Annotated in this window: 26 protein-coding genes; 6 read left to right on the forward strand and 20 right to left on the reverse strand. The window is 67.3% G+C overall.

The features are described 5' to 3' along the window. Position 1 precedes the first annotated feature (1 nt). From GGR17_RS12530 to GGR17_RS12545, 4 genes are all read right to left on the reverse strand, one after another. Positions 2 to 1465, reverse strand: a complete 1464-nt coding sequence (locus GGR17_RS12530; RefSeq protein ID WP_054539864.1) for an efflux RND transporter periplasmic adaptor subunit — start codon at positions 1463 to 1465, stop codon at positions 2 to 4. Positions 1466 to 1631: 166 nt separating this feature from the next. Continuing rightward, on the reverse strand, positions 1632 to 2084 hold the full coding sequence (locus GGR17_RS12535; RefSeq protein ID WP_054539865.1) for an NUDIX domain-containing protein: 453 nt from the start codon (positions 2082 to 2084) through the stop codon (positions 1632 to 1634). Further along, positions 2081 to 2623 carry a molybdenum cofactor biosynthesis protein B gene (gene moaB / locus GGR17_RS12540; RefSeq protein WP_037211221.1) on the reverse strand — a complete coding sequence of 181 codons (543 nt, stop codon included), beginning with the start codon at positions 2621 to 2623 and terminating at the stop codon, positions 2081 to 2083. Before moaB ends, GGR17_RS12535 begins: the two co-directional genes overlap by 4 nt. Further along, a complete protein-coding gene (locus GGR17_RS12545) occupies positions 2623 to 3396 on the reverse strand; it encodes a uracil-DNA glycosylase (protein WP_054539866.1) in 774 nt (257 codons plus the stop codon). Before GGR17_RS12545 ends, moaB begins: the two co-directional genes overlap by 1 nt. A 201-nt stretch (positions 3397 to 3597) precedes the next feature. Here GGR17_RS12545 and GGR17_RS12550 point away from each other — a divergent pair, with 201 nt between their 5' ends. Genes GGR17_RS12550 through plsY form a run of 3 tightly spaced genes read left to right on the forward strand, consistent with a single transcriptional unit; the run spans position 3598 to position 6449 of the window. Next, positions 3598 to 4551, forward strand: a complete 954-nt coding sequence (locus GGR17_RS12550) for an aspartate carbamoyltransferase catalytic subunit (RefSeq protein WP_054539867.1) — start codon at positions 3598 to 3600, stop codon at positions 4549 to 4551. Further along, on the forward strand, positions 4548 to 5840 hold the full coding sequence (pyrC, locus tag GGR17_RS12555) for a dihydroorotase (RefSeq protein WP_054539868.1): 1293 nt from the start codon (positions 4548 to 4550) through the stop codon (positions 5838 to 5840). Before GGR17_RS12550 ends, pyrC begins: the two co-directional genes overlap by 4 nt. Positions 5841 to 5843: 3 nt before the next feature. Beyond that, positions 5844 to 6449 (forward strand): glycerol-3-phosphate 1-O-acyltransferase PlsY, encoded by a 606-nt coding sequence (gene plsY / locus GGR17_RS12560; RefSeq protein WP_054539869.1) that lies wholly within the window; start codon positions 5844 to 5846, stop codon positions 6447 to 6449. Positions 6450 to 6590: 141 nt separating this feature from the next. Here the strand turns inward: plsY and GGR17_RS12565 are convergent, their stop codons facing one another. From GGR17_RS12565 to GGR17_RS12580, 4 genes are read right to left on the reverse strand one after another with little or no spacing between them, the layout of a single operon-like run. Continuing rightward, entirely contained in the window at positions 6591 to 7961 is a 1371-nt protein-coding gene (locus tag GGR17_RS12565; protein ID WP_054539870.1) for a glutamate--cysteine ligase, read from the reverse strand. Between the two features lie 57 nt (positions 7962 to 8018). After that, positions 8019 to 8543, reverse strand: coding sequence for a hypothetical protein (locus GGR17_RS12570; RefSeq protein WP_054539871.1), 525 nt, complete (start codon positions 8541 to 8543; stop codon positions 8019 to 8021). Continuing rightward, positions 8531 to 9397: a GNAT family N-acetyltransferase gene (locus GGR17_RS12575; protein WP_054539872.1), complete on the reverse strand. Its 867-nt coding sequence runs from the start codon at positions 9395 to 9397 to the stop codon at positions 8531 to 8533. The genes GGR17_RS12570 and GGR17_RS12575 overlap by 13 nt, the downstream gene beginning before the upstream one ends. Beyond that, positions 9394 to 10146 carry a 16S rRNA (uracil(1498)-N(3))-methyltransferase gene (locus tag GGR17_RS12580; RefSeq protein WP_054539873.1) on the reverse strand — a complete coding sequence of 251 codons (753 nt, stop codon included), beginning with the start codon at positions 10144 to 10146 and terminating at the stop codon, positions 9394 to 9396. Before GGR17_RS12580 ends, GGR17_RS12575 begins: the two co-directional genes overlap by 4 nt. A 13-nt stretch (positions 10147 to 10159) precedes the next feature. Here GGR17_RS12580 and ubiA point away from each other — a divergent pair, with 13 nt between their 5' ends. The 3 genes from ubiA (at position 10160) to GGR17_RS12595 (ending at position 13468) form a co-directional block, all read left to right on the forward strand. After that, entirely contained in the window at positions 10160 to 11122 is a 963-nt protein-coding gene (gene ubiA, locus GGR17_RS12585; protein WP_054540478.1) for a 4-hydroxybenzoate octaprenyltransferase, read from the forward strand. Between the two features lie 71 nt (positions 11123 to 11193). Then, on the forward strand, positions 11194 to 13155 hold the full coding sequence (locus GGR17_RS12590; protein WP_054539874.1) for an OmpA family protein: 1962 nt from the start codon (positions 11194 to 11196) through the stop codon (positions 13153 to 13155). Then, positions 13142 to 13468 (forward strand): prefoldin domain-containing protein, encoded by a 327-nt coding sequence (locus tag GGR17_RS12595; RefSeq protein WP_037210943.1) that lies wholly within the window; start codon positions 13142 to 13144, stop codon positions 13466 to 13468. The genes GGR17_RS12590 and GGR17_RS12595 overlap by 14 nt, the downstream gene beginning before the upstream one ends. Positions 13469 to 13480: 12 nt before the next feature. Here the strand turns inward: GGR17_RS12595 and GGR17_RS12600 are convergent, their stop codons facing one another. The 12 genes from GGR17_RS12600 to GGR17_RS12655 all read right to left on the reverse strand — a co-directional run bounded on the left by GGR17_RS12600 (position 13481) and on the right by GGR17_RS12655 (position 22277). Then, a complete protein-coding gene (locus GGR17_RS12600; RefSeq protein WP_037210945.1) occupies positions 13481 to 13837 on the reverse strand; it encodes a diacylglycerol kinase in 357 nt (118 codons plus the stop codon). Beyond that, positions 13834 to 14694 carry a phosphatase PAP2 family protein gene (locus GGR17_RS12605; RefSeq protein WP_054539875.1) on the reverse strand — a complete coding sequence of 287 codons (861 nt, stop codon included), beginning with the start codon at positions 14692 to 14694 and terminating at the stop codon, positions 13834 to 13836. Before GGR17_RS12605 ends, GGR17_RS12600 begins: the two co-directional genes overlap by 4 nt. 13 nt (positions 14695 to 14707) lie before the next feature. Next, a complete protein-coding gene (locus GGR17_RS12610) occupies positions 14708 to 15160 on the reverse strand; it encodes a molybdenum cofactor biosynthesis protein MoaE (RefSeq protein WP_037210950.1) in 453 nt (150 codons plus the stop codon). Between the two features lies 1 nt (position 15161). Next, the gene (moaD, locus tag GGR17_RS12615; RefSeq protein WP_081940290.1) at positions 15162 to 15410 is read right to left on the reverse strand and encodes a molybdopterin converting factor subunit 1; all 249 of its coding nucleotides are present in this window, start codon (positions 15408 to 15410) and stop codon (positions 15162 to 15164) included. Beyond that, positions 15407 to 16081: a CDP-diacylglycerol--glycerol-3-phosphate 3-phosphatidyltransferase gene (pgsA, locus tag GGR17_RS12620; protein WP_054539876.1), complete on the reverse strand. Its 675-nt coding sequence runs from the start codon at positions 16079 to 16081 to the stop codon at positions 15407 to 15409. The genes moaD and pgsA overlap by 4 nt, the downstream gene beginning before the upstream one ends. Before the next feature lie 18 nt (positions 16082 to 16099). Beyond that, complete coding sequence (gene uvrC / locus GGR17_RS12625) at positions 16100 to 17989, reverse strand: excinuclease ABC subunit UvrC (protein WP_054539877.1); 1890 nt, start codon at positions 17987 to 17989, stop codon at positions 16100 to 16102. A 306-nt stretch (positions 17990 to 18295) separates the two neighbouring features. Continuing rightward, complete coding sequence (locus GGR17_RS12630) at positions 18296 to 19081, reverse strand: SDR family oxidoreductase (RefSeq protein WP_054539878.1); 786 nt, start codon at positions 19079 to 19081, stop codon at positions 18296 to 18298. Between the two features lie 10 nt (positions 19082 to 19091). Then, positions 19092 to 20090, reverse strand: coding sequence for a calcium/sodium antiporter (locus tag GGR17_RS12635; RefSeq protein WP_054539879.1), 999 nt, complete (start codon positions 20088 to 20090; stop codon positions 19092 to 19094). A 9-nt stretch (positions 20091 to 20099) separates the two neighbouring features. Continuing rightward, the gene (locus GGR17_RS12640; protein WP_037210961.1) at positions 20100 to 20276 is read right to left on the reverse strand and encodes a hypothetical protein; all 177 of its coding nucleotides are present in this window, start codon (positions 20274 to 20276) and stop codon (positions 20100 to 20102) included. Between the two features lies 1 nt (position 20277). Beyond that, a complete protein-coding gene (locus GGR17_RS12645; protein ID WP_054540479.1) occupies positions 20278 to 21081 on the reverse strand; it encodes a S49 family peptidase in 804 nt (267 codons plus the stop codon). 144 nt (positions 21082 to 21225) lie between these two features. Continuing rightward, on the reverse strand, positions 21226 to 21675 hold the full coding sequence (locus tag GGR17_RS12650) for an acyloxyacyl hydrolase (protein WP_054539880.1): 450 nt from the start codon (positions 21673 to 21675) through the stop codon (positions 21226 to 21228). Between the two features lie 80 nt (positions 21676 to 21755). Next, positions 21756 to 22277, reverse strand: coding sequence for a DUF2478 domain-containing protein (locus GGR17_RS12655; protein WP_054539881.1), 522 nt, complete (start codon positions 22275 to 22277; stop codon positions 21756 to 21758). Positions 22278 to 22324 lie beyond the last annotated feature (47 nt).

The following is a 22324-nucleotide window of genomic DNA, read 5'->3' on the forward strand; positions in this document are numbered from 1 at the left end:
CCTAGCCCCCCATGCGGCTCTCGATCCGCTCGACCGTGACCGCGGGCACCCTGTCCTGCGTCAACTGCGCCAGCACCCGTTCCTTGGCCTCCGGCGGCATGAACTGGCTGGCTTCGATAAAGGCGATCAACTGCGCCCTGCGCTCGGGCGACAGTTCCACCATCTCCGGCACCGCCAGAGCGCCGTCGGCGCTGGCCTCGGGGCGGACCGGGCGCACCTTGATGCCCGCGCCCAGCAGCGGAGAGCGTTCGGCCACCACCTCCTGCCCGTAAAGGCCCGGCGCCCGCACGATCACATCGTTGCCCTGACGGCGCAGCAACGTCACCCCGACCTGCTCCAGCCGTTCGTCACCGGCCAGAACCAGTACCGTATTCGCCGCGTCCAGCGCCGTCGACGGCAACACCGCCACATCGCCAAGCACCGGCTCTTCAACCCGCACGGTCACGAAATCGCCGGGGCGAAACCCCTTGGCCTGCTCCAGCCGCGCGAACAGCAGCCGCCCGGTCTGGCCCTCGGCCACGGCCGCGCTTTCGCGGGTGATGACCCCGGGCGCCACCAGATCGGCACCATAGGCATCCAGAGTGACAGCCACCGGCGCCGGCACCAGCGCGCCACTCTCATCCAGCAGATTCAGGTATTGCGGCGTCGAGATCCGGAACGACACTTCCAGATCGTCGGGATCGATCAGCCGGGCCACCTGCTCATTATGCGCCACCAGCCCGCCCTCGACGATCGACACCTCGCTCAGCGTACCGGAATATTCGGCGTAAAGCTCGGTATCGGCCAGCCGCCGCTCGGCCTCGGCCAGATTGATCCGCTCGCGCGAAAGCTGTGTTCCGGCCTGATCCAGCCGGCTTTCGGCGCTGGCCAGCAACTGGCGCCGCGACACCACCGATTGCTGCGCCGAGGCCGCTGCCAGCTCCGCCTCTTCGACCAGCGCATCGGTGGCAAAGCCGCGTTCCTGCAGGCTCTGCTGGCGTTCCAGCGCGCGGGTCCGCAGCGCGGCCTGCTCCTGCGCCGCGGCCAGATCGTCCCGCGCCAGAACCAGCGCACGCTCGGCGTCGCGCAGTTCCGCCTCGGCCTCGCTCAGATCGGCGCGCGCCACTTCGACGGCCGACTGCGCATCGGCGGGATCGACCCGGAACAAAAGCTGCCCGGCGTCAACGCGCCCGCCCTCTTCGAACCCGTCCGAAAGCACCACCACCGTGCCCGCCGCCTTGGCCCGCAGATCCAGCGTCCGGCGGCTGCGTACCTGGCCGAATGCGGTCAGCACCGGGGCAACATCCTGCGCGCGCACGGGCACCACATTCACCGCGAACACTCGTTCGCGGGCGGGGCGCGCGGGCTCCTGCTCCGCCCAGCGGGTGACCAGCGCGGAATAGACAGACTGGCCCGCGAAGGTCAGCAGGCCCAGGGTCGCCGCCAGAAGAAAAAGCCCCACAAGGCTTCGGCGCAGAAAACGCATCAATCGGGTCCTTACCGGGTTCGGCGCACGGGAAACTCACGCCGCCGTGATGATAGCGCGCGCCATGCCCGGCGCAAACCACATCTGTGTTACGCACAGCACCCCGCATTCCGTCGCACCCAAGGTGATTTTTCCGCGCGCACCGGCCGCGGTTCTGCCGCAAAGTTCAGCGTCCGGCCCCGAACCGCTCCAGCACGGCCCGGATCGCGGGCACGGTGTCGAACGCCCGCACCTGCGCCAGGGTCAGAAAGGCGAACCCGGCCCCTTCGCCCAGCACCACCTCTTCGGGCCGCAGCACCCGCAAGGACCGGTAAACATAAAGCACACCGCCCTCGGTGGCCGAGGATTCGATGCGCACGAAGGGGCGCAACTCCTCCGGCGCCAGATCCACGCCGGTCTCTTCGGCAAACTCGCGCTGCGCCGATTGCACCAGGCTCTCGCCCGCTTCGATGGCCCCGCCGAACAGGCACCACTTCCCCGGCGCGGCGATACCGGAAATGTCGTCGCGCAGCTGCATCAGCACCCGGCCCGCCGCATCCTCGGCAATCACGATCGCCGCCACATAGCTGGGCACGGCCGGAACGGCGCCCAGCGTTTCGAATTCTGTCAGATCATTCATTTCCGCCGCCTGTGTTCTTCCAGTCTGGGAAGGATTTCCACGAAATTGCAGGGCCGATGACGGTAGTCGAGCTGCAGCGAAAGGATCTCATCCCAGGCATCCTTGCAGGCACCGGGGCTGCCGGGCAGCGCGAACAGATAGGTGCCCTGCGCCACCCCACCCGTGGCCCGCGACTGTACCGCCGAGGTGCCGATCTTCTGCATCGACACGATCGTGAACACCGTTCCGAACGCATCGATCTCTTTCTCATAGACATCCCGATGCGCCTCGACCGTCACATCGCGCCCGGTCAGCCCGGTGCCGCCGGTCGAAATCACCACATCGATCTCCGGCGCCGCGCACCAATCGCGCAGCTGCGCCGCGATCTCCGCCCGCTCATCGCGCAGGATCGTGCGCGCGGCCACCACATGCCCCGCCGCCTCGATCCGCTCCACCAGCACCTGGCCCGACCGGTCCTCCGCCAGGCTGCGGCTGTCGGATACGGTCAGCACCGCGATGCGGACCGGCACGAACGCCTTGTTCTCGTCGATGGATGACATCACGCGCCTCTCAGTTTCGCCTGCAGCATCAGCAGGTCGTGCCAGGCCTCACGCTTGGCATGGGGGTTGCGCAGCAGATAGGCCGGGTGGAACATCGGCAGGGCCGGGCGGCCCAGCGCCTGCATCCAGTGGCCGCGCAACCGGGTGATCCCCTTGCGGCCCAATAGCGCCTGACAGGAATGATTGCCCATCAGCACCAGCAGATCGGGATCCGCCAGTTCCACATGCCGCTCGACGAAAGGCAGCATCATCGCCACCTCCTCGGGCTTCGGATCACGGTTCTGCGGCGGCCGCCAGGGCAGAATATTGGTGATATAAAGTGCCGCCCCCGGATCCGGCGCATCGCGCCCCATACCGATCGCGGCGAACATCCGGTCCAGCAATTGCCCGGCCCGGCCGACAAAGGGCCTGCCCTGCTGATCCTCCTCGCGCCCCGGCGCCTCGCCGATCACCATCACCCCCGCGCCGGGGCGGCCATCGGCAAACACCAGATTGCGCGCGCCCTTCTTCAACTCGCAAAACTCGAACGCCTCCAGCGCCGCGCGCAACCCCTCCAGATCGCCCGCCGCAGCCGCCGCCGCTTTCGCCACCGCCACCGGATCCACCTCCGCCGCGGCCACAGGCGCCACCACCGGCGGCACCGCTGCGGGCACCGGCTCCGCCGCCGCCTCGTAGCGGTTCACCGCCACCTCGCCGATCGCCTCGGTCGCGCCAAGCTCGACCTGCCAGGCCAGCAGCGCCTTCGCGGTATGATAATCCAGTGCAGAATCCATGGCCGCACGCTAGGACCGCCACAGCCAAAGGTAAAGAATACCCCGTTCTTCTTCGGCCAAATATCCCCGCCGGAGGCAGACGGGCCGCCGCAGGCGGCCCCAAAGCAATGGCGCGGCACGCGCCGCATGCCCGAGCACCGGCAATCCCTTGCCGCCGCACCCGCCGCTTCCTATAAGCAAACCGATCAGGACGGAGGCCCCATGACATTCCGCGCGAAACACCTGCTGGGCATCGAACCCCTCGCCCCGGACGAGATTCGCACCATCCTCGACCTGTCCGAACAGTATGTCGATCTCAACCGCGGCGCGCTGAAACATTCCGATGTGCTGTCTGGCCTCACCCAGATCAACATGTTCTTCGAAAACTCCACCCGCACCCAGGCCAGCTTCGAACTGGCCGGAAAACGGCTGGGCGCGGATGTGATGAACATGTCGATGCAGGCCTCCAGCATCAAGAAGGGCGAAACCCTGATCGACACGGCGCTGACGCTGAACGCCATGCACCCCGATCTTCTGGTGGTGCGCCACCCGCATTCGGGCGCGGTGGATCTGCTGGCGCAAAAGGTCAACTGCGCCGTGCTGAACGCCGGCGACGGGCGGCACGAACACCCCACCCAGGCGCTGCTCGATGCGCTGACCATCCGCCGCGCCAAGGGCCGGCTGCACCGGCTCAACATCGCCATCTGCGGCGACATCGCCCATTCCCGCGTGGCGCGCAGCAACATCCTGCTGCTGGGCAAGCTTGAAAACCGCATCCGGCTGATCGGCCCGCCCACCCTGATGCCCGCCGGCATCGCCGAATTCGGGGTCGAAGTATACGACGACATGAAACAGGGGCTTCAGGACGTGGACGTGGTCATGATGCTGCGGCTGCAGCGCGAGCGGATGGATGGCGGCTTCATCCCCTCGGAACGCGAATATTACCACCGTTTCGGGCTCGACGCCGAAAAACTCGCCTATGCCAAGGAAGACGCCATCGTCATGCACCCCGGCCCGATGAACCGCGGCGTCGAGATCGACGGAGAGATCGCCGACGACATCAACCGTTCGGTGATTCAGGAACAGGTGGAAATGGGCGTGGCGGTGCGCATGGCCGCGATGGATCTGCTGGCCCGCAACCTGCGGGCGCAAAAGGCCGAGGGGGTCTGGGCATGACCGACATCCTGCTCACCAACGCCCGGCTGATCGACCCCGAGGCCGGAACCGAGACGCCCGGCACCGTTCGGATCTCGGGCGGAAAGATTGCCGAAATATCCCCCGGCCCCCCGGAAGGCGCGAAACAAAAGGCCTCCGCCACCGTGATCGACTGCCGCGGCAAATGCCTTGCCCCCGGCATTGTCGATATCGGCGTCAAGGTTTGCGAACCCGGCGAGCGGCACAAGGAATCGTTCAAATCCGCCGGCCTGGCCGCCGCCGCCGGGGGCGTCACCACCATGGTCACCCGCCCCGACACCCTGCCCGCCATCGACACGCCCGAAGTGCTGGAGTTCGTCACCCGCCGCGCCCGCGAAGCCTCCCCCGTGCGCATCAAGCCCATGGCCACCCTCACCAAGGCCCGCGAAGGCCGCGAGATGGTCGAGATCGGCTTCCTGCTCGATGCCGGCGCCGTGGCCTTCACCGATGGCGACAGGGTGACCGAAAACACCAAGGTGCTCAGCCGCGCCATGACCTACGCGCGATCGCTGGACGCGCTGGTCATCGCCCACCCGCAAGAGCCCGGCCTGTCGAAGGGCGCCGCCGTCACCTCGGGCAAATTCGCCTCGCTGCGCGGCCTGCCCGCCGTTTCGCCCATGGCCGAACGCATGGCACTGGACCGGGACATGGCGCTGGTCGAAATGACCGGGGTGAAATACCACGCCGACCAGATCAGCACCGCCCGCGCCCTGCCCGCGCTGGAACGGGCCAAGAAAAACGGGCTGAACGTCACCGCCGGCGTCTCGATCCACCATCTGGCGCTGAACGAGCTCGACGTGGGCGACTACCGCACCTTCTTCAAGGTCAAGCCCCCCCTGCGCAGCGAAGACGACCGGGTGGCGATGGTGCAGGCCGTGGCCAGCGGCCTGATCGACGTGATCTCGTCGATGCACACCCCGCAGGACGAGGAATCCAAGCGCCTGCCCTATGAAGAGGCCGCGTCGGGCGCCGTGGCGCTGGAAACCCTGCTGCCCGCCGCGCTGCGCCTCGTCCATTCCGGCGCGATCGCCCTGCCCGCGCTCTGGCGCGCCCTGTCGCTGAACCCGGCCCGGCGGCTGGGGCTCGACACCGGGCGGCTGGCCGTGGGCGCCCCCGCCGACCTGGTGCTGTTCGACCCCGACGCACCCTTCGTGCTCGACCGGTTCAAACTGCGCTCCAAATCCAAGAACACGCCGTTTGACGGCGCGCGGATGCAGGGCCGGGTGCTGGCCACCTTCGTCGCCGGCACTCAGGTCTTCGGAGAGCTCTGACCCATGCCCGATCTCGTCACCCCACCCCCGATACTGGCCCTCGTGGCGCTGCTCGCCTATCTCGCCGGGGCGGTGCCCTTCGGCATCGTCATCGCCCGGATCTTCGGGCTGGGCGATCTGCGCCGGATCGGCTCGGGCAATATCGGCGCCACCAACGTGCTGCGCACCGGCAACAAGCCGGCGGCCTTCCTGACGCTGGTGCTGGACGCGGGCAAGGGCGCCTTTGCCGTGCTGATCGCCCGCGCCGCGGTGGGCGAGGATGCCGCACAGCTCGCCGGGCTGGCCGCCTTCACCGGCCACATCTTCCCGGTCTACCTCGGCTTTCGGGGCGGCAAGGGCGTGGCCACGTTTCTGGGCACCCTGCTGGCGCTGGCCTGGCCCGTCGGGCTGGCCGCCTGCGCCACCTGGCTGATCGTGGCGCTGGCAACGCGCTATTCCTCGCTCTCGGCGCTGATGGCCGCCGCGCTGTCACCGCTTTACATGATCTTCCTCGGTCACGGGCAGATGGTGATGCTGGGCATCGTGCTGACCGTACTGATCTATGCCCGCCACTGGCCGAATATCGAACGCCTGAAGGCGGGCACCGAACCGAAGATCGGCAAGGGCTGAGTCCGGTTCGCGCCTGCGGCGCGCTGCCTCCGGCGGGGATATTTCCGGCGGAAAAGAAGGCCGGAGCTTTCTTCTTGGCAAAAATACTCCCGCCGGAGGCATCGCACGAAGTGCATGTCTCTTGCGCCGAAGGCGCGCCGCTCAGTAGCTGTATTCGGCGTAGATCCGGCTCAGATCGCCGGCCCAGTCGCCGTGGTAATGCTCCAGAAGCTCGTCGGCGGGTACGCGGCCATCCTCCACACTGTCCTCCAGCGCGTGCAGGAAATGACGCTCGTCGGGGATCATGCCGCCGGCGCCGGGCCTGGCCCGCGCCTTCAGCCCTTCGCGTGAAATTGCCAGAACCTGGCGCGACAGCTCGAGCATGTTGATGTCGCCCACCTGCGCCTGCAGCGCATCCTTCGACGCCGCGACCCGCAGCGCCTCGCGCGTTTCCGCGTCCCAGCCCTTTACCAGATCCCAGGCCGCATCCAGCGCGCCCTGATCGTACATCAGCCCGACCCAGAAGGCGGGCAGCGCGCAGAGCCGCCGCCAGGGCCCGCCATCGGCACCGCGCATTTCCATGAATTTCTTGATCCGCGCCTCGGGGAAGATCGTGGTCAGGTGATCGGCCCAATCCGAAAGCGTCGGCGTTTCGCCCGGCAGCGCGGGCAGCCTGCCCTTCATGAAATCCCGGAACGACTGGCCCAGCGCGTTGATGTATTTGCCGTCGCGATAGACGAAATACATCGGGACATCCAGGGCGTAGTCCACATAGCGCTCGAACCCGAACCCGTCTTCGAAGACGAAGGGCAGCATCCCGGTGCGGTCGGCGTCCAGATCGCGCCAGACCCGGCTGCGCCAGCTTTTGTGGCCGTTGGGCTTGCCCTCGAGGAACGGCGAATTGGCGAAGAGCGCGGTCGCCACCGGCTGCAGCGCCAGCGCCACGCGGAACTTCTGCACCATGTCGGCCTCTGACCCGAAATCCAGGTTCACCTGAACCGTGCAGGTCCGGTACATCATGGTTTTGCCCATGGTCCCGACCTTGTCCATATATTCGGTCATCAGCTTGTAGCGGCCCTTGGGCATGACCGGCATCTGCTCATGGGTCCAGATCGGCGCCGCGCCCAGCCCGATGAAACCCACGCCGACCTCGTCGGCGATCCCCTTCACCTCGCGCAGGTGGGTATTCACCTCGTCGCAGGTTTCATGGATGCTCTCGAGCGGGGCGCCCGACAGTTCGAGCTGGCCGCCCGGTTCGAGGCTGACGTTGGCGCCGTCCTTTTCCAGCCCGATCAGATAGTCGCCCTCGTGGATCGGCTTCCAGCCGTGCCGGTCGCGCAGCCCCTCGAGCACCGCCAGCACCGATCGCGGCCCGGCATAGGGAATCGGGTTCAGCGTATCCTTGCAATATCCGAACTTCTCATGCTCGGTGCCGATGCGCCAATCCGTCTTCGGCTTGCAGCCATCGTCAAGGTATTCGGCAAGCTGGTCGAAGCTTTCGATCGGTCCGCCGCCGGACTGGGGAATTGACATGTAAGGCGCTCCGATCTGTTCATCCGCGTGGGGCCAAGAGGTGCGGCGTTGCGCCGGTCAAGTCAAGGCCGGGGCTGCGTTCCGCTGCCACACAATCACGGGACCATCCGCCGGGTTGCGGTCCAGCGCGGCCAGAAACCGCGAGGGCTGCGCCCCCGGCAGGGCAACGAACGCGTCGAACAGCGCCTCTGCCCCCAGCGCCGCCACGGGGATGGCGAGCGGCGGCGCGCCGGTCTGGCTGATCCGCCACTGTGCCTGTCCACCGGGCGCGAAGCCGAGCGCGACCGCCGTGATCTCGCTGCGCGCGGCAAACCCGCCGCCCCGCGCCGCCAGATAGGTGATCTGCCCCTCTGTCACCTCGACAGCGCCGGGGGCAGACCCGTCGCGGCGAAAGCGCAGGCGCCGCAGCGCCACAAGGCCGAGCGCCAGGCCCAGCGCGCAAGAAAGCGCCCCGGCGGCCTGAAAGAACAGCCCGCCGAGGCCGAAGAGCCAGAGCCCCGCCAGCACGACCCCGAGCCCGATCAGCACCTCGCGCCAGCGGGCCAGCGCGGCACGCAGTTCGGGGCGGATCAGGCCGGGCACGGGGCCACCTGCTGCGCGCCGTCGAACAGGACGAGCGCGAAGCTGCCCCAGCGGGCGAAGCCGATGGCGCGATAGGCTTTGGCCGCCGCGTCACTGGCCGCGAACAACACGGCGCGGGTGACACCGGCGCGGCGCGCCTCCTGCAGATGCAAGGCCACCGCCAGGCGCGCATAGCCGCGCCCGCGCAGCTCTGGCGGGGTGAAGACGGCGCCGATCTGCACCGTATCGGGCAGGGTGGCGTTGAAGCCAGTCATTGCCACGGGCTGTGCGCCGATGCGCAGGATGCGGTGCGTGCCGCGCCCCAGAAAGCTGGCGATGTCCTGCTCCGCGCGGGCCTCTGCGTCTGCCGCGGGGGTGCCCAGAACCTCGGTATGATAGGCACGGCGCCAGCCGACCAGCAGCGCCCGGTCGGCCTGCCCCGCGGGATCGAGCCGCGCGTCGGGGCGGGCGGGAATATGCAGATCGCCGAGATCGAGGGTGAAGGCCGGCTCATCGTGATCGAGAAGTGTGGGCGCCCCGGTCAGCCCTGTCGCGGCGAGGCAGGCGCGTACCTGCCCGGCCTCGCCCAGCACACCGATCAGACGGCGCCCGGCCAGCGCCGCCGCGACGGCCCGCCAATCGGCGACCGCCGCGCCCGGCATCTGCGGCATCGCCATGCCTTCGCGCGTCAGGCCGAGCACCCGGCGCGGGCCGGCGGGCCCCTCGTTCAGCCAGAACCGCATCGACCGGGGCGCGGGGCCGTCGATCCCGTGTTCGCGCAGGTTGGTCAGCGGAAACATCGACGATTCGGCCCGGCCCAGCAGAAACCGGTCGATCGCGGCGGCATCGCCCGGTGTCGCCCGGCGCAGGGTCATCCCCAATCCCCCAAGGTGCTTTGCCACAGGGTCAGCGCCGCCACCGCCGCCGTATCGGCGCGCAGGATGCGGGGGCCCAGGCTGACAGCGACGGCCTGGGGCATTGCCGCCAGACGGGCGCGCTCGGCTTCGGAAAAGCCGCCTTCGGGGCCGATCAGGATGGCCCAGGGGGCCGCCCGCGCGCCTTGGTCGGCGAAGAATGCCCCGAGGCGTGATGCGCGGCCCGACAGCGCCTCGTCGCAGAACATCAGGCGGCGGTCTGCGGGCCAGTCGGCCAGCACCCGGTCCAGCCGCGCCAGTTCGGCCACCTCGGGGACGAAGGTGCCGCCGCATTGTTCCGCCGCCTCCACCGCATGGGCCTGGAGCCTGTCGCGCCGGATACGTTCGGCATTGGTGAAATCGGTCTGTACCGGACAGATCCGCGCCGCCCCCATCTCGGCGGCCTTTTCGACGATGAAGTCGGTGCGCGCCTTCTTGATCGGCGCGAACAAAAGCCACAGGTCGGGCGGGTTTTGCTGCGGGCGCGTCTGCTCGCGGCACACAAGCGTTCCGCCGCGCTTGCCGGCCTCGGAGACCTCGGCCAGCCATTCGCCGTTGCGCCCGTCGAACACCAGCACAGCGGCGCCTTCGCCCAGCCGCATCACGCCGAAAAGGTAATGCGCCTGATCGCGGGTCAGAGGAATGGATTGCCCCGCCCCGAGCGGGTGCTCTACATACAGCCGTATCTTGGCGGGTGCGCGCGTGTTCATGGGGGCGGACGATATGACCGGAACGAGGGAAATGCCAGAGGCCGCGGGCCAGGTCGCGGATGCGGTGCGGGGCAACTGGGTTGATCATCTGGCCCCCGAAAAGGCCCGCCCCTATCTGCGCCTGTCTCGGGCCGACCGGCCGATCGGCACGTGGCTGTTGCTGCTGCCCTGCTGGTGGGGCGTGCTGCTGGCCGCGGCCAGCACCGGCTGGCGCTGGTTCGATCTGTGGATCATCGCGGGCAGCGCGCTCGGCGCCTGGCTGATGCGCGGGGCGGGCTGCACATGGAACGACATCACCGACCGCGAGTTCGATGCGCAGGTGGCGCGCACCCGGTCGCGCCCGATCCCGTCGGGGCAGGTGACGGCAAGGCAGGCCGCGATCTGGATGGGCGCGCAGGCGCTGTTGGCCTTCGCCATTCTGCTGACGTTCAACCGGGCCGCCATCGCGCTTGGCGTCGCGTCGCTGGTGCTGGTCGCGATCTACCCTTTCGCCAAGCGTTTCACATGGTGGCCGCAGGTGTTTCTGGGGCTGGCCTTCAACTGGGGCGCACTGCTGGCCTGGACGGCGCATACCGGCGCGCTGGCCCTGCCGGCGGTGTTTCTCTACCTGTCCGGCATCGCCTGGACGATCTTCTACGACACGATCTATGCCCATCAGGACAAGGAGGATGACGCGATGATCGGCGTGAAATCCACCGCCCGCCTGTTCGGCGACGATACCCATGGCTGGCTGCGGCTGTTCCTGATGGTCAGCGTGATGCTGATGGCGGCGGCCGTGGTCATGGCGCTGATCGGCACCGGGATGCTGAACCTTGTACTGGGCCTTGCCGGGGTGGCGGCCTTCGGCTGGCACATGGCCTGGCAACTGGCGGTGCTGGACACCGAGGACAGCGACACCTGCCTGATGCTGTTCCGTATCAACCGCAACACGGGGCTGATCCCTGCGCTGTTTCTTGCCGCCGCCATCGTGCTGTGATTGCACAGTGACGCCCGGGCAACTAGAAGACGTCCCACAAGAAAAACAAGACGCGGAGTAACCACGGATCCATGCGCAAAGCCTCCAACATGATTGCCCTGTCGGCGATTCTGCTTGCCGCCCTTCTGGCCGGGCTGAGCGCCGTCTATGCCGCCAACCTGATCGAACGCCGCTCCGCCACCGAGATCCGCCATGCGCTGGCCGCCGAGGGAATCACATGGGCCGGGGTCGAGACTGACGGTCTTCAGGTGCGGCTCTACGGCACCGCGCCGACCGAGGCGATCCGCTTTCGCGCGCTCACGATCACCGGTACCGTGGTCGATGCCGCGCGGGTGATAGACCAGATGAATGTCACCCCCGCCAGCCCGGTCGCGCCACCGCGCTTTTCGCTGGAGCTTTTGCGCAACAATGACGGGTTGTCGATGATCGGGCTGATCCCCGGCGGCGATCAGCGCGAGACGATCATCAAATCGGTGAAGAAGGCCGCTGACGGCGCCCGGATCACCGATATGCTCGACGTGGCCGAGTTTGAGCGGCCCGAAGGCTGGGATGCCGCGCTGGAGTTCGGGCTGGAGGCGATGCGGCTGCTGCCCCGCTCCAAGATCTCGATTTCCGCGGATCAGGTCGCCGTCACCGCCATCTCGGACAGCCCCGCCCAGAAGCGCAAGCTGGAGGCGGCGCTGGCGCGCGAGGCCCCCGACGGCATCGCCGCGCACATTGACATTTCGTCGCCGCGCCCGGTGATCGCCCCCTTCACCCTGCGCTTCGTGATCGGCCCCGATGGCGCGCGGTTCGACGCCTGCTCGGCCCACACGGCCGAGGGGCGCGAGCGCATTCTGGCCGCGGCCCGGGCCGCCGGTCTGCCGGACGACGCCGGCGGCTGCACCCTGGGTCTGGGCGTGCCGTCGCCGAATTGGGCGGCGGCAGTGGAAACCGGCATCGCGGCGCTGGCGCGTCTGGGCGGCGGCGCGCTGACCTTTTCGGATGCCGACGTAACCCTCGTGGCGCTGGACGACGCCCCGCGCAGCCTGTTCGACACGGTAACCGCAGAGTTGGAGGCAGACCTGCCCGAGGTCTTCTCGTTGCACGCGGTGCTGCCCGAGCCGGTCAAGCTGGACGGGTCGGGCGACCCCAAGGGGCCGCCGGAGTTCGTGGCCACGCTCAGCCCGGAGGGGCAAACCCAGCTGCGCGGCCGCGTCACCGACGAGGTGATGCGCACCGCCGCCGAAAGCTATGCCCGGTCACGCTTCGGGCTGGGCAATGTCTATTCCGCGATGAACCTGGACGAGACGCTGCCCGACGGCTGGCCGCGCCGGGTTCTGACCGGGCTGGAGGGGTTGGCCGAGCTGAGCAACGGGGTGGTGATCGTGCAGCCCGAATTCGTCGCCCTGCGCGGCGCCACCGGCGACCCCGAGGCCAGGGCGCGCATCGCCCGGCTGTTCGGCGAGAAGCTGGGCGAGGCGCAGAATTTCAGCATCGAGGTGGCGTATGAGGAACGGCTCGATCCGGTCGCCTCGATGCCCACGCCGCAGGAATGCGTGGATGGCATCAACGCCATCCTCGCCGAGCAGAAGATCACCTTCGCGCCCGGATCGGTCACGCTGGAGGGCGACGCGCTGAAGGTGGTGGACCGCATCGCCTCGGCGCTGCGCGACTGCCCCGGCGTGAGGATGGAGATCGGCGGCCACACCGACAGCCAGGGGCGCGAGGTGATGAACGAACAGCTCAGCCAGCAGCGCGCCGAAGCGGTGCTGACCGCGCTGATCGCCCGGCGCATCCTGACCACGGACCTGACGGCCCGGGGCTATGGCGAATCCGTGCCGATCGCCGAGAATGACACCGAAGACGGGCGCGAGGCCAACCGGCGGATCGAATTCAGGCTGATAACGCCGAAAACCGACGCCGCACCGGAAGAGGCCGCGCAAACCGATGGCGCGGAGGCGCCGGATGGTTCACAAGCGCCGGAAACGGACGCGGACACGCCCGAAGAGGCGGGTGCACCAGAAACGGAGACTGCCGATGAACAGGACTGAATTCATACTGGTGACGGCGGTCATCCTGTTCGTGGCCTTCCTTCTGGGCTGGTTCGCCGCATGGCTGGTTCACCGCGTCAGCCGCGTTACCCAGTCGGAGATGGGCGAGCTGGACAAGATGGCGCATGAGCTGCACGAGGCCGAGGAAACCCGCGATCAGGCCATCGCCTATCTGCAGCAGCGCGAGGCGGAACTGACCAGCCAGCTCAGCCAGACCGAGGCTGAGCTGCGCGCCGCGATGGACGGGCTGCGCGAGGCCCGGCACGAGGCAGAAGAGCTGCGCGCCTGGGTGGAGCGCCAGAACGCCGGCTGAGGCCCCGCGCCGTCAGCCCGCGATCAGGGCGAAAACGAACAGCGCGCCGACCGCCAGCGCACCCAGACTGGCAACCAGAACCGCGGCCGCCGCGATATCCTTGACCACGCCGACTTCGGGGTGGGTATCGGGGTGCAGGTGATCGATCAGCGCCTCCAGCGCCGAATTCACCAGTTCCAGCGCAAGAACCACCGAGATGGTCACCAGAAACAGCGCCCACCAGACCGTCTGCGCCCCGGTCACGATCAGGGCGATGATGGCCAGCGCCGCGCAGACGGTCTGGGCGCGGAAGCTGCGTTCGCGCCGCCAGGCGGTGCGCAGGCCCAGCAGGGCGAACCCGGCCCTGCAATGAAAAGACTGGTTCTTCATCTCCGCTCCCGCTCCTCTGCCGCTTGGCCCGGCCGCTTGTGCGGGCGCAGCAACTCTGCCGCGATCACCCCGATCAGCAGCCAGAATCCCCCCACAAGGAACCCGCCGACGATATCCGAGGCATAGTGTACGTTCAGTATGACCCGGCTCAGCCCGATCAGCCCGATCATCACGGCGGTGCAATAGGCAATCGCAAAGCGGGCGTGCGGGTTCGGCAGATCACGTGCGATCGCATAGGCCAGATAGCCGTAAACCGCCATCGCCACCGTGGCATGGCCGCTTGGAAACGACCAGAACGTGGCGCTGTCCAGCATCGCGCCAGGGCGCGGGCGGGCCACGATCAGCTTGCCCAGAGACATGGTGATCTCGGCACCGGCCAGGGTGATCCACAGCGGCAGGATCGGCGCCCGACGCCCTTCGGCGAACAGGAAGCCGGTGGCGATGATCATGCTGGCCACGATCGCCGGGCTGGCCCCGAACGCCGTGATCCAGCGGAACACGGTGATCACCGGCGCGGCCCGCCACGGATCGAACAGCGCGCTGATGATCCGGTCGAGGGTCACGACCTTGTCGGCCTCCAGCACATCCTCGGTCAGGCCGAGCATCAGCGCCGCGAGGTAGAGCGCCGCGGCGGTCAGCAAGGTCAGCGGCAGGCCCCGGAACCGCGTCGGCGCGGTACGGGCCCGGACAAGGCGGCAAAGCGCGGGCTGGGCGCCCGTGCCCGCCGCCCCATGCGCGGCGTCAAGCCTTGCCGACAGCCGGCCGGCGCGGGCGACAAACCGGGGCACGAGCCGCAGGCCGATCACGAAAAGCGCCACGATCAGCGCGGCCGCAAGGGCGACGCTCAGCAGCAGCATCGCCTGCCCCCGCTCACCCCTTTGCCCAGCGCCCCAGCGCGGCCTCGTCGGCGTCTTTGCTGTCGACCCAGAGAGCGCCGTCGCGGGTGTATTCCTTCTTCCAGAAGGGCGCGCGGGATTTGAGGTAATCCATCAGGAATTCCGCCGCCTGAAACGCATCCGCGCGGTGCGGCGACGCGGTGGCGACCATCATGATCATGTCGCCGGGCACCATCGTGCCGAAGCGGTGGATGATCAGGCAATCGCGCAGATCCCAGCGGGCGCGGGCCTCGGCCTCGATCCCGCCCAGCGCGCGTTCGGTCATGCCGGGGTAATGCTCGATCTCCATCCGGTCCAGATCGCCGCGCGCCAGATCGCGCACGATGCCGGTGAAGGTGACAACCGCGCCGGCATCGCTGCGCCCGGCGGCAAAGGCATTCGCCTCGGCGCCGAAATCGAACGGCTCGTGCTGAACGCGCACCGCCATGTCAGCCGCCCGTCATCGGCGGAAAGAACGCAACCTCGCGCACCCCGTCCAGCGGCGCGTCGAATTCGGTCAGTTCCTGATCGACGGCGACGCGCAGCGCCGTCAGATCGGCAAAGGCGGCGGCATAGCGCTCTTCGCGGGCCTTCAGTTCCTCGACCAGATCGGCCACGGTGGCGGCCGAGGTCTCCAGCCGCTCTTTCGGCAGGCCGATGCGTTCGCGCACCCAGGCGAAATACAGAATTTCGATCATGGCTGTGCCTCGTCGTCGCGCAGATAGGGCAGCGCCTTTATGAAATAGTCCCAGCCGGTGGTCAGCGTCAGGATCGCGGCCAGCCACAGCAGCGCGACGCCCAGGTAAAGCGTGCCCACCGCGCCGCGATATGTCCAGACCAGCCCGCCGACGTCTTCCACGCGCCCGGCCAGAATCTCGGCCACCGTCGCCGCGTCCATGCCGAAGCTGCCCATGCCGAAGTAATGCTCGAACAGCCCCTGCGCCAGCAGCACCGCAATCGCCACCATCTGAACTGTGGTTTTCCACTTGGCCAGCCTCGTGACCTGCAGCAACCCGGCGGCGGGGCCCAGATATTCGCGCAGGCCCGAAACGAACACCTCGCGGAACAGGATCAGCGCGGCGGGAAGCATGATGGCAAAGCTCATCCCGAACAGGCTGGTGACGGTCAGCAGCGCGATGGTCACCATCGCCTTGTCGGCGATCGGATCCAGCATCGCGCCAAAGCGGCTTTGCTGGTTCCATTTGCGGGCGATATAGCCATCGAACCAATCCGTCACCGCCGCCCCCACGAACAGGATCAGCGCGGCCCAGTCGGCCACCGGGCGCGGCAGCAGCAGAAACACGATGGCCACGCAGGGCGCGGCCAGCAGGCGCAGCACGGTCAGGATATTGGGGATGTTCCAGGTCATGGGGCCAGCTTTACCCGCTCAGCCCGTCGCATGGAAGAAGCCATAGATGGTTTCGGCCATCGCATCCGAAATCCCCTCCACCGCCTTGAGATCGGCCAGCCCGGCGCGGCTGACCGCCTTGGCCGAGCCGAAATGGGCCAGCAGCGCCCGTTTGCGCGTGGCGCCGACGCCGGGAATCTCGTCCAGCGGCGTGGCGCCGATGGCCTTGGCGCGTTTCTGGCGGTGCGCGCCGATGGCAAAGCGGTGCGCCTCGTCCCGCAGGCGCTGTATGAAATACAGCACCGGGTCGTTGTGACGCAGGGCGAAGGGGCGGGCGCCGGGGCGGTGAAACTCTTCCTTGCCGGCGTCACGGTCGATGCCCTTGGCCACGCCGACCACCGGAATATCCTCGACCCCCAGTTCAGCCATGATACCGGCCACCGCGCTGATCTGCCCGGCGCCGCCGTCGATCAGCAAAAGGTCGGGCCAGGCGCCGCTTTCGCGATCCGGGTCTTCCTTGAGCAGGCGCTTGAACCGGCGCGTCAGCACCTCTTTCATCATCCCGAAATCATCGCCCGGGGTCAGCTCTTCGCCCTTGATGTTGAACTTACGGTACTGGCTTTTCAGAAAACCGTCGGCCCCGGCCACGATCATCGCGCCGACGGCGTTGGTGCCCTGGATATGCGAGTTGTCATAGACCTCGATCCGCTGCGGCGGGCCGTCCAGCGCGAAGGCCTCGGCCAGGCCAGCCAGCAGCTTGGCCTGGGTCGCGGTTTCGGCCATCCGGCGGGCCAGGCTTTCACGGGCGTTGCGCGCGGCCCCCGCCACCAGCTCGGCCTTTTCGCCGCGCAGCGGAACCGACAGCTCGACCTTGCGCCCGGCCTTTTCCGAAAGCGCCTGTGCCATCAGGTCTTCATCCTCGATCCCGTGCGACAGCAGGATCAGGCGCGGCGGCTCCTTGTTGTCATAGAACTGGCCCAGAAAGGCCTGCAGCACCTCGGCCTCATCCGCGCCGGCGCCGGTGCGCGGATAGTAATCGCGGTTGCCCCAGTTCTGATGCGCGCGGATGAAAAAGACCTGCACACATGCCTGCCCGCCCTCCATATGCAGGGCGACGACATCGGCCTCGGCCACGCCGCGCGGGTTGATGCCCTGGGCCTGCTGCACCTGGGTCAGCGCGCGGATACGGTCGCGCAGCGCGGCGGCGCGCTCGAACTCCAGCGCCTCGGACGCCTCTTCCATCTGCCGGGCAAGCTGTTCCTGCACGCCGGTGCTCTTGCCCTGAAGAAAGCGTTCGGCATCGGCGACGGTGGCAAGGTAATCGGCCTGCGAGATCTTTCCGACGCAGGGCGCGCTGCAACGCCTGATCTGATAGAGAAGGCAGGGCCGGGTGCGGCTTTCGAAGGTGGCATCGGTGCAACTGCGCAGCAAAAACACCTTCTGCAACTGATTCAGCGTCCGGTTCACCGCGCCGGCGCTGGCGAAGGGGCCGTAGTAGCCGCCCTTTTCGGTCTTGGCGCCGCGATGCTTCTTGATCTGGGGAAAGGCGTGGTTCTTGGCCACGAGGATGTTCGGAAAGCTTTTGTCATCGCGCAGCAGCACGTTGTAGCGCGGCTTGAGCTGCTTGATCAGGTTCTGCTCCAGCAGCAGCGCCTCGGTCTCCGTGCGCGTGGTCAGGAACATCATCGACGCGGTTTCGCGGATCATCCGGGCGATGCGCGGCGTGTGCCCGGTGGGCTTGGCGTAGGAGGACACGCGCTTTTTCAGGCTGCGCGCCTTGCCCACGTACAGCACCCGCCCCTGTGCATCCAGCATCCGGTAGACGCCGGGCGAGTTGTCCAGCGTGGGCAGATAGGATTGCACACAGGCATGGCCCGACGGGCGGTCGGGCGCTGTGTGGGCGGTGCGGTTCGTGCTATCTTCCGGCATAGGCTTCAGATCGTGATTCCATGGCGTAGCTGCAATGTTACCCGGGCGGGGGCAAGAAAAAACCTGTCCACGACTTCTGTGGATAACTCTGCGGGTAACTATTCGAGCAGCCGGATTTTCCCTTGTTTTCGTGTAACTTCGTCGGTTTGCCCGCTTTTTGGGCGATATTGCAAGGCATTGTTTTCCGGGAATAAATTTTTGAACTGTGCCAAATTATTGAAAACACTATAAAATTCTTAAACATTTTGTGAAGGTAATGTTAAGGGTGGAAAACTTGCGGCGTGGGGGCAATTACCTGCCCCCGGGTCACTCTTTTCCCAGCACATCCGGCGTCTGCCAGCCCAGGTGCTGACCCCCGTCGACGCATATCAGCTGCCCGGTGACAGAGCGGGCCTTCAGCAGATACTCCAGCGCCCCCGTCACATCCGCTTCGTCCGCGCCGCGCGACAGGACAGTGGCCCGGCGCTGCGCCGTGAAATGCGCCTCGCTCTGGCGCGCGCCGCGCAGCGTGGGGCCCGGGCCGATGCCGTTGACCCGCACCGCGGGGGCCAGCGCCTGCGCCGCCGTCCGCGTAAAGGCCCAGAGGCCCATCTTGGCCAGCGTGTAGGTCATGAACTCCGGCGTCAGCTTTCGCACCCGCTGATCGATCATGTTCACCACCAGCCCCTTGGCCACCGGTTCGCCCCGGTCATCGTGGTCGGGCGCGGGCACCTGCGCGGCGAAATGCTGGGTCAGCACGAAAGGCGCGCGCAGGTTTGAATCGAAATGCCTGTCCCAGCTGTCGCGGGTCGCGCTTTCGATATTGTCATATTCAAAGATCGACGCGTTGTTCACCAGCACCGTCAGCGGCCCGCCAAGCCCCGCCACCGCGCGCCCGACAAGCGCGTCACAGGCGGCGCCCTCCAGCAGATCGGCCTGAAGCGCGACCGCCCGGCGCCCCATCGCGGTGATCTGCGCCACCAGATCTTCGGCATCGTCCCGCGAGGTCGCGTAATGCACCGCCACGTCATGACCGCCGCGCGCCAGGCTCAGCGCCATCGCCCGGCCCAGCCGTTTTGCCGCGCCCGTGACCAGCGCCCGCCCCTTGCTCATGATTGCCTCCCTAGAACAGCAGGATCAGAACATAGACGAAATAGAGCCCGGTCAAGACCACGCCCCAGATCCTGGTCATGTTCCAGCCCAGGAACACGAAGGGCATGAGCAGAAGCGAGGATGCCAGCATCACCCAGATGTCGAAGCGCAGCATTTCGGGCGGCAAAGGCATGTCGCCCACGAAGGTGGCGATGCCGATGATGGCCAGAAGGTTGAACACGTTCGACCCGATCACATTGCCAAGCGCCACATCCGCCTGACGCCGCAGCGCGGCCATGACGGTTGTCGCGAGTTCCGGCAGCGACGTGCCGATAGCCACGAGCGTCAGGCCGATCACTGTCTCGCTGACGCCGATCACGCGGGCGATGTTCACCGCGCTGTCGACCAGAAGATCGGCGCCCAGCGGCAATCCGATCAGGCCAAGCACCAGAAACATGCCGATCTTCCAGCCCGCGAGCGTGGGGTCGGCGCCCTCGATCTCCTCCTCTTCCTCTTCGGCTTCGTCTTCTTCACCCTGCTCGGCCGCGGCGTCTGCCGCGCCCCGGATCGCATCGCGCCGGTGGCTCCGGGCGCTGACGAACGCGTCGTAGAGCACGAAGGAAAGCCCCGCGAGCAGGATCAGGCCATGCACCCAGGTCAGCGGCCCGGCAAAGCACAGCGCGATGAACAGGGCCGTCGCGGCCAGCATGAACACATAGTTGCGCCGCGTGTCGCATTCATCGGTCTTCAATCCGGAAATCAGCGCCGGCACGCCCAGCACCAGCAGCACGTTGGCCGTGTTGGAACCCACCACATTGCCGAAGGCGATGCCCGGCGCATTGTCCAGCACGGCCTTGACCGCGATCAGAAGCTCGGGCGCCGAGGTGCCGAAGGCGACAATGGTCAGGCTGACGATCAGCGCCGGAATGCCAAGGCGCAGGCTGAGGTTCACCGCCCCTTTCACAAGGGAATCGCCGGCAAGCAGAAGGATCACGAGCCCCAGGGCGGCATAAAGCAGATCGGCAGTCATTCCAGGCGTTTACCCCTTGCTGCAGGGGCACGGCCCCTTGCCAAGCCTGTAGCGCCCGCAGCGGGGGCACTTGGCCGGTTTCTTCATTGTCATCCCGCGCGCCCCGGCGCCCGGCATCCGCAGCCGCCCGAACATGGCAAGCACCAGCATCCCGATCAGAAACAGGCTGACAATCTTGATGATCACGTTACAGACCGAACCGGGCCCAATGGGCGCGTTCCTCTATCTCGTCGGCCAGTCCGCCCAGCATCTTCGCGCCGAGCCGCTGCAGAAGCGGCCGCCGCATGCCATAGGGCAGGAACCGCACCTTTTCGCCATAAAGCTCTTTCATCTTCGGCACCAGATGGCCAACCCCGTCGGCCAGCCCCAGATCGACCGCGCCGCGGCCCACCCAGATGTCGCCGTTGAACAGATCCGTCCCGGTGGCCAGCCGGACCCCACGCCGTGCCTGCACATGGGCGATGAACCCGTCGTGTATCTGCTGCTGAAGCTGTTTCAGCCGCGCGATATCGTCGGGCTTTTCGGGCTGGAACGGGTCCAGCATGCTCTTGGACCGTCCGGCGGTATAGACCCGCCGTTCGACCCCGTGCCGGGCGATGAAATCATGAAACCCGAAGCCCGAGGAAATCACGCCGATCGACCCGACGATGGAATGTTCGTCCACCCAGATCTCATCCGCCGCCGCCGCTAGGTAATAGCCGCCAGAGGCCGCCACATCTTCGACGAAGGCATAGACGGGCAGCTCTTTCTCTTCGGCCAGTCGGCGCAGGCGCGCGGCGATCAGGGAGCTTTGCGCGGGCGAGCCGCCGGGGGAGTTGATGACCAGCGCCACGGCGTCGGGCCGGCCGCGCCGGAAGGCCCGTTCGACCATCGGCGCCAGGCCGAAATCGTTCAGCCCGCCGGGGGCACGCGCGCCCGCCGCGATCTGGCCGGCCAGACGCAGGACAGCGACCACGGGGTCGGATTTCACGAAGGGCAGCCAGCGTTTCATAAGGTGGATGTAGAGGCCCCGCGCAGCGGGAACAAGGCGGCTTCGCCAATCGCGCCGCAATGTTGCGCCGCTGCCGCTGCCCATTTCATGCGGCGTGTCTGCGAAAGCCGTCCGCACAACGGGCAGATGCGGCAAGGACGAAGATCAAAACCCGAACCGGTAACGCAGGCTCAGCTTTTCGACGCCGGGATTGAAACTGCCGGTGTCGCGGTTGGACTTGTGATCCGTCGCGATCGACAGGTCCGCCCCGTTCGGCAGGCGCATACCGATCCCCCCGAGGGTCCTGAACTCCAGCCCGGGCCCCAGTTCTATCCCTCCGGGCGACTGGTCGTAATATCCGGTCACGAGGCTCGCCTCGAAGAAATACCGGCTTGCAAACCGTCTGATCACCGCAGGGCCGATACCGGTCCAGATATCGCCCTCGTCATCGGCGGTTATCGCGCCGGCGCGGGCGATGTCGAAACCGCCGACCCGCCAGAGCGGCGCGCTGTGCAGTTCCAGGTCAAGCGCCAGGGCACGGTATCCGCGCCGATTCTGGAAATCCTCTCGGGCGAGGCCGAAAATCAGCTCGCTCTGCCATGTTTCGGCTTCCATGCGTTTCGGTGCGAAAGGCGAAGATGTATCCATGCCGGCAAACGTGCAATCGCGAAAAGCCCGCGCCCTGGGCCGCCTGTTCAGGCCACCCGGCGCACCGGCCGGCTCAGCGCATCGAACCAGCCGGTCAACGCGTCCTGGCACAGCGGCAATGGCGCGGCCAGCCCGCCGGTGAACTCCAGAAACGCCTCGAGGTTCAGCGCGTTGACACCGGTGATCACCGGGATGTCGCGCATCAGGGCTTCGCCGATGAGTTCGCGAAACCCCCTGCCCTCTGCCTCATGCTTGCCGAACTTGTTCAGGATCAGGATGCCGGTCTCGTCGCTCAAACCCGCGGCCACCTCGGCGACCGCCTGTTCCAGCGCGGCAGCGTTCAGCCGGCAGCCTTTCGCGCCACGCCCGAGATATTGCGAAATGCGGATGACCGGCCCGTCCGGCAGCACCCTGACATCCATGTCGCAGGGCCCGTCGCCCTGCCTCTCGGTGTTGATCTGCACCACACCCGCAACCCGCGTGCCACGGGCGGCGAGCCGGGCGGCGAACTGCGCCAGGGCACGGTCGGCCTCTCCTCTCTGGGTGGAGGTGATATAGGCTATGTTCATGATCTCGGGCTTTCTGTCTGGAGCCTCAGTTATGGCAAAATGGCCGG

This window comes from Actibacterium naphthalenivorans (genome assembly GCF_014196965.1).
GTDB lineage: Bacteria > Pseudomonadota > Alphaproteobacteria > Rhodobacterales > Rhodobacteraceae > Actibacterium_A > Actibacterium_A naphthalenivorans.

Excerpts from the sequence above, each read along its gene's own strand:
- moaD (WP_081940290.1), bottom strand. The coding sequence starts at position 15,410 with ATGATCGAAATTCTGTATTTCGCCTGGGTGCGCGAACGCATCGGCCTG.
- GGR17_RS12635 (WP_054539879.1), bottom strand. The coding sequence starts at position 20,090 with ATGACTGCCGATCTGCTTTATGCCGCCCTGGGGCTCGTGATCCTTCTG.
- GGR17_RS12565 (WP_054539870.1), bottom strand. The coding sequence starts at position 7,961 with ATGTCAATTCCCCAGTCCGGCGGCGGACCGATCGAAAGCTTCGACCAG.
- uvrC (WP_054539877.1), bottom strand. The coding sequence starts at position 17,989 with ATGCCGGAAGATAGCACGAACCGCACCGCCCACACAGCGCCCGACCGC.
- moaB (WP_037211221.1), bottom strand. The coding sequence starts at position 2,623 with ATGTCATCCATCGACGAGAACAAGGCGTTCGTGCCGGTCCGCATCGCG.
- GGR17_RS12655 (WP_054539881.1), bottom strand. The coding sequence starts at position 22,277 with ATGAACATAGCCTATATCACCTCCACCCAGAGAGGAGAGGCCGACCGT.
- GGR17_RS12545 (WP_054539866.1), bottom strand. The coding sequence starts at position 3,396 with ATGGATTCTGCACTGGATTATCATACCGCGAAGGCGCTGCTGGCCTGG.
- GGR17_RS12600 (WP_037210945.1), bottom strand. The coding sequence starts at position 13,837 with ATGAAGAACCAGTCTTTTCATTGCAGGGCCGGGTTCGCCCTGCTGGGC.
- GGR17_RS12535 (WP_054539865.1), bottom strand. The coding sequence starts at position 2,084 with ATGAATGATCTGACAGAATTCGAAACGCTGGGCGCCGTTCCGGCCGTG.
- GGR17_RS12580 (WP_054539873.1), bottom strand. The coding sequence starts at position 10,146 with ATGAACACGCGCGCACCCGCCAAGATACGGCTGTATGTAGAGCACCCG.
- plsY (WP_054539869.1), top strand. The coding sequence starts at position 5,844 with ATGCCCGATCTCGTCACCCCACCCCCGATACTGGCCCTCGTGGCGCTG.
- GGR17_RS12610 (WP_037210950.1), bottom strand. The coding sequence starts at position 15,160 with ATGGCGGTGCGCGTTCAGCACGAGCCGTTCGATTTCGGCGCCGAGGCG.
- GGR17_RS12650 (WP_054539880.1), bottom strand. The coding sequence starts at position 21,675 with ATGGAAGCCGAAACATGGCAGAGCGAGCTGATTTTCGGCCTCGCCCGA.
- ubiA (WP_054540478.1), top strand. The coding sequence starts at position 10,160 with ATGACCGGAACGAGGGAAATGCCAGAGGCCGCGGGCCAGGTCGCGGAT.
- GGR17_RS12645 (WP_054540479.1), bottom strand. The coding sequence starts at position 21,081 with ATGAAACGCTGGCTGCCCTTCGTGAAATCCGACCCCGTGGTCGCTGTC.
- GGR17_RS12595 (WP_037210943.1), top strand. The coding sequence starts at position 13,142 with ATGAACAGGACTGAATTCATACTGGTGACGGCGGTCATCCTGTTCGTG.
- GGR17_RS12630 (WP_054539878.1), bottom strand. The coding sequence starts at position 19,081 with ATGAGCAAGGGGCGGGCGCTGGTCACGGGCGCGGCAAAACGGCTGGGC.
- GGR17_RS12530 (WP_054539864.1), bottom strand. The coding sequence starts at position 1,465 with ATGCGTTTTCTGCGCCGAAGCCTTGTGGGGCTTTTTCTTCTGGCGGCG.
- GGR17_RS12605 (WP_054539875.1), bottom strand. The coding sequence starts at position 14,694 with ATGCTGCTGCTGAGCGTCGCCCTTGCGGCCGCGCTGATCGTGGCGCTT.
- GGR17_RS12575 (WP_054539872.1), bottom strand. The coding sequence starts at position 9,397 with ATGACCCTGCGCCGGGCGACACCGGGCGATGCCGCCGCGATCGACCGG.
- GGR17_RS12550 (WP_054539867.1), top strand. The coding sequence starts at position 3,598 with ATGACATTCCGCGCGAAACACCTGCTGGGCATCGAACCCCTCGCCCCG.
- pyrC (WP_054539868.1), top strand. The coding sequence starts at position 4,548 with ATGACCGACATCCTGCTCACCAACGCCCGGCTGATCGACCCCGAGGCC.
- pgsA (WP_054539876.1), bottom strand. The coding sequence starts at position 16,081 with ATGACCTGGAACATCCCCAATATCCTGACCGTGCTGCGCCTGCTGGCC.
- GGR17_RS12590 (WP_054539874.1), top strand. The coding sequence starts at position 11,194 with ATGCGCAAAGCCTCCAACATGATTGCCCTGTCGGCGATTCTGCTTGCC.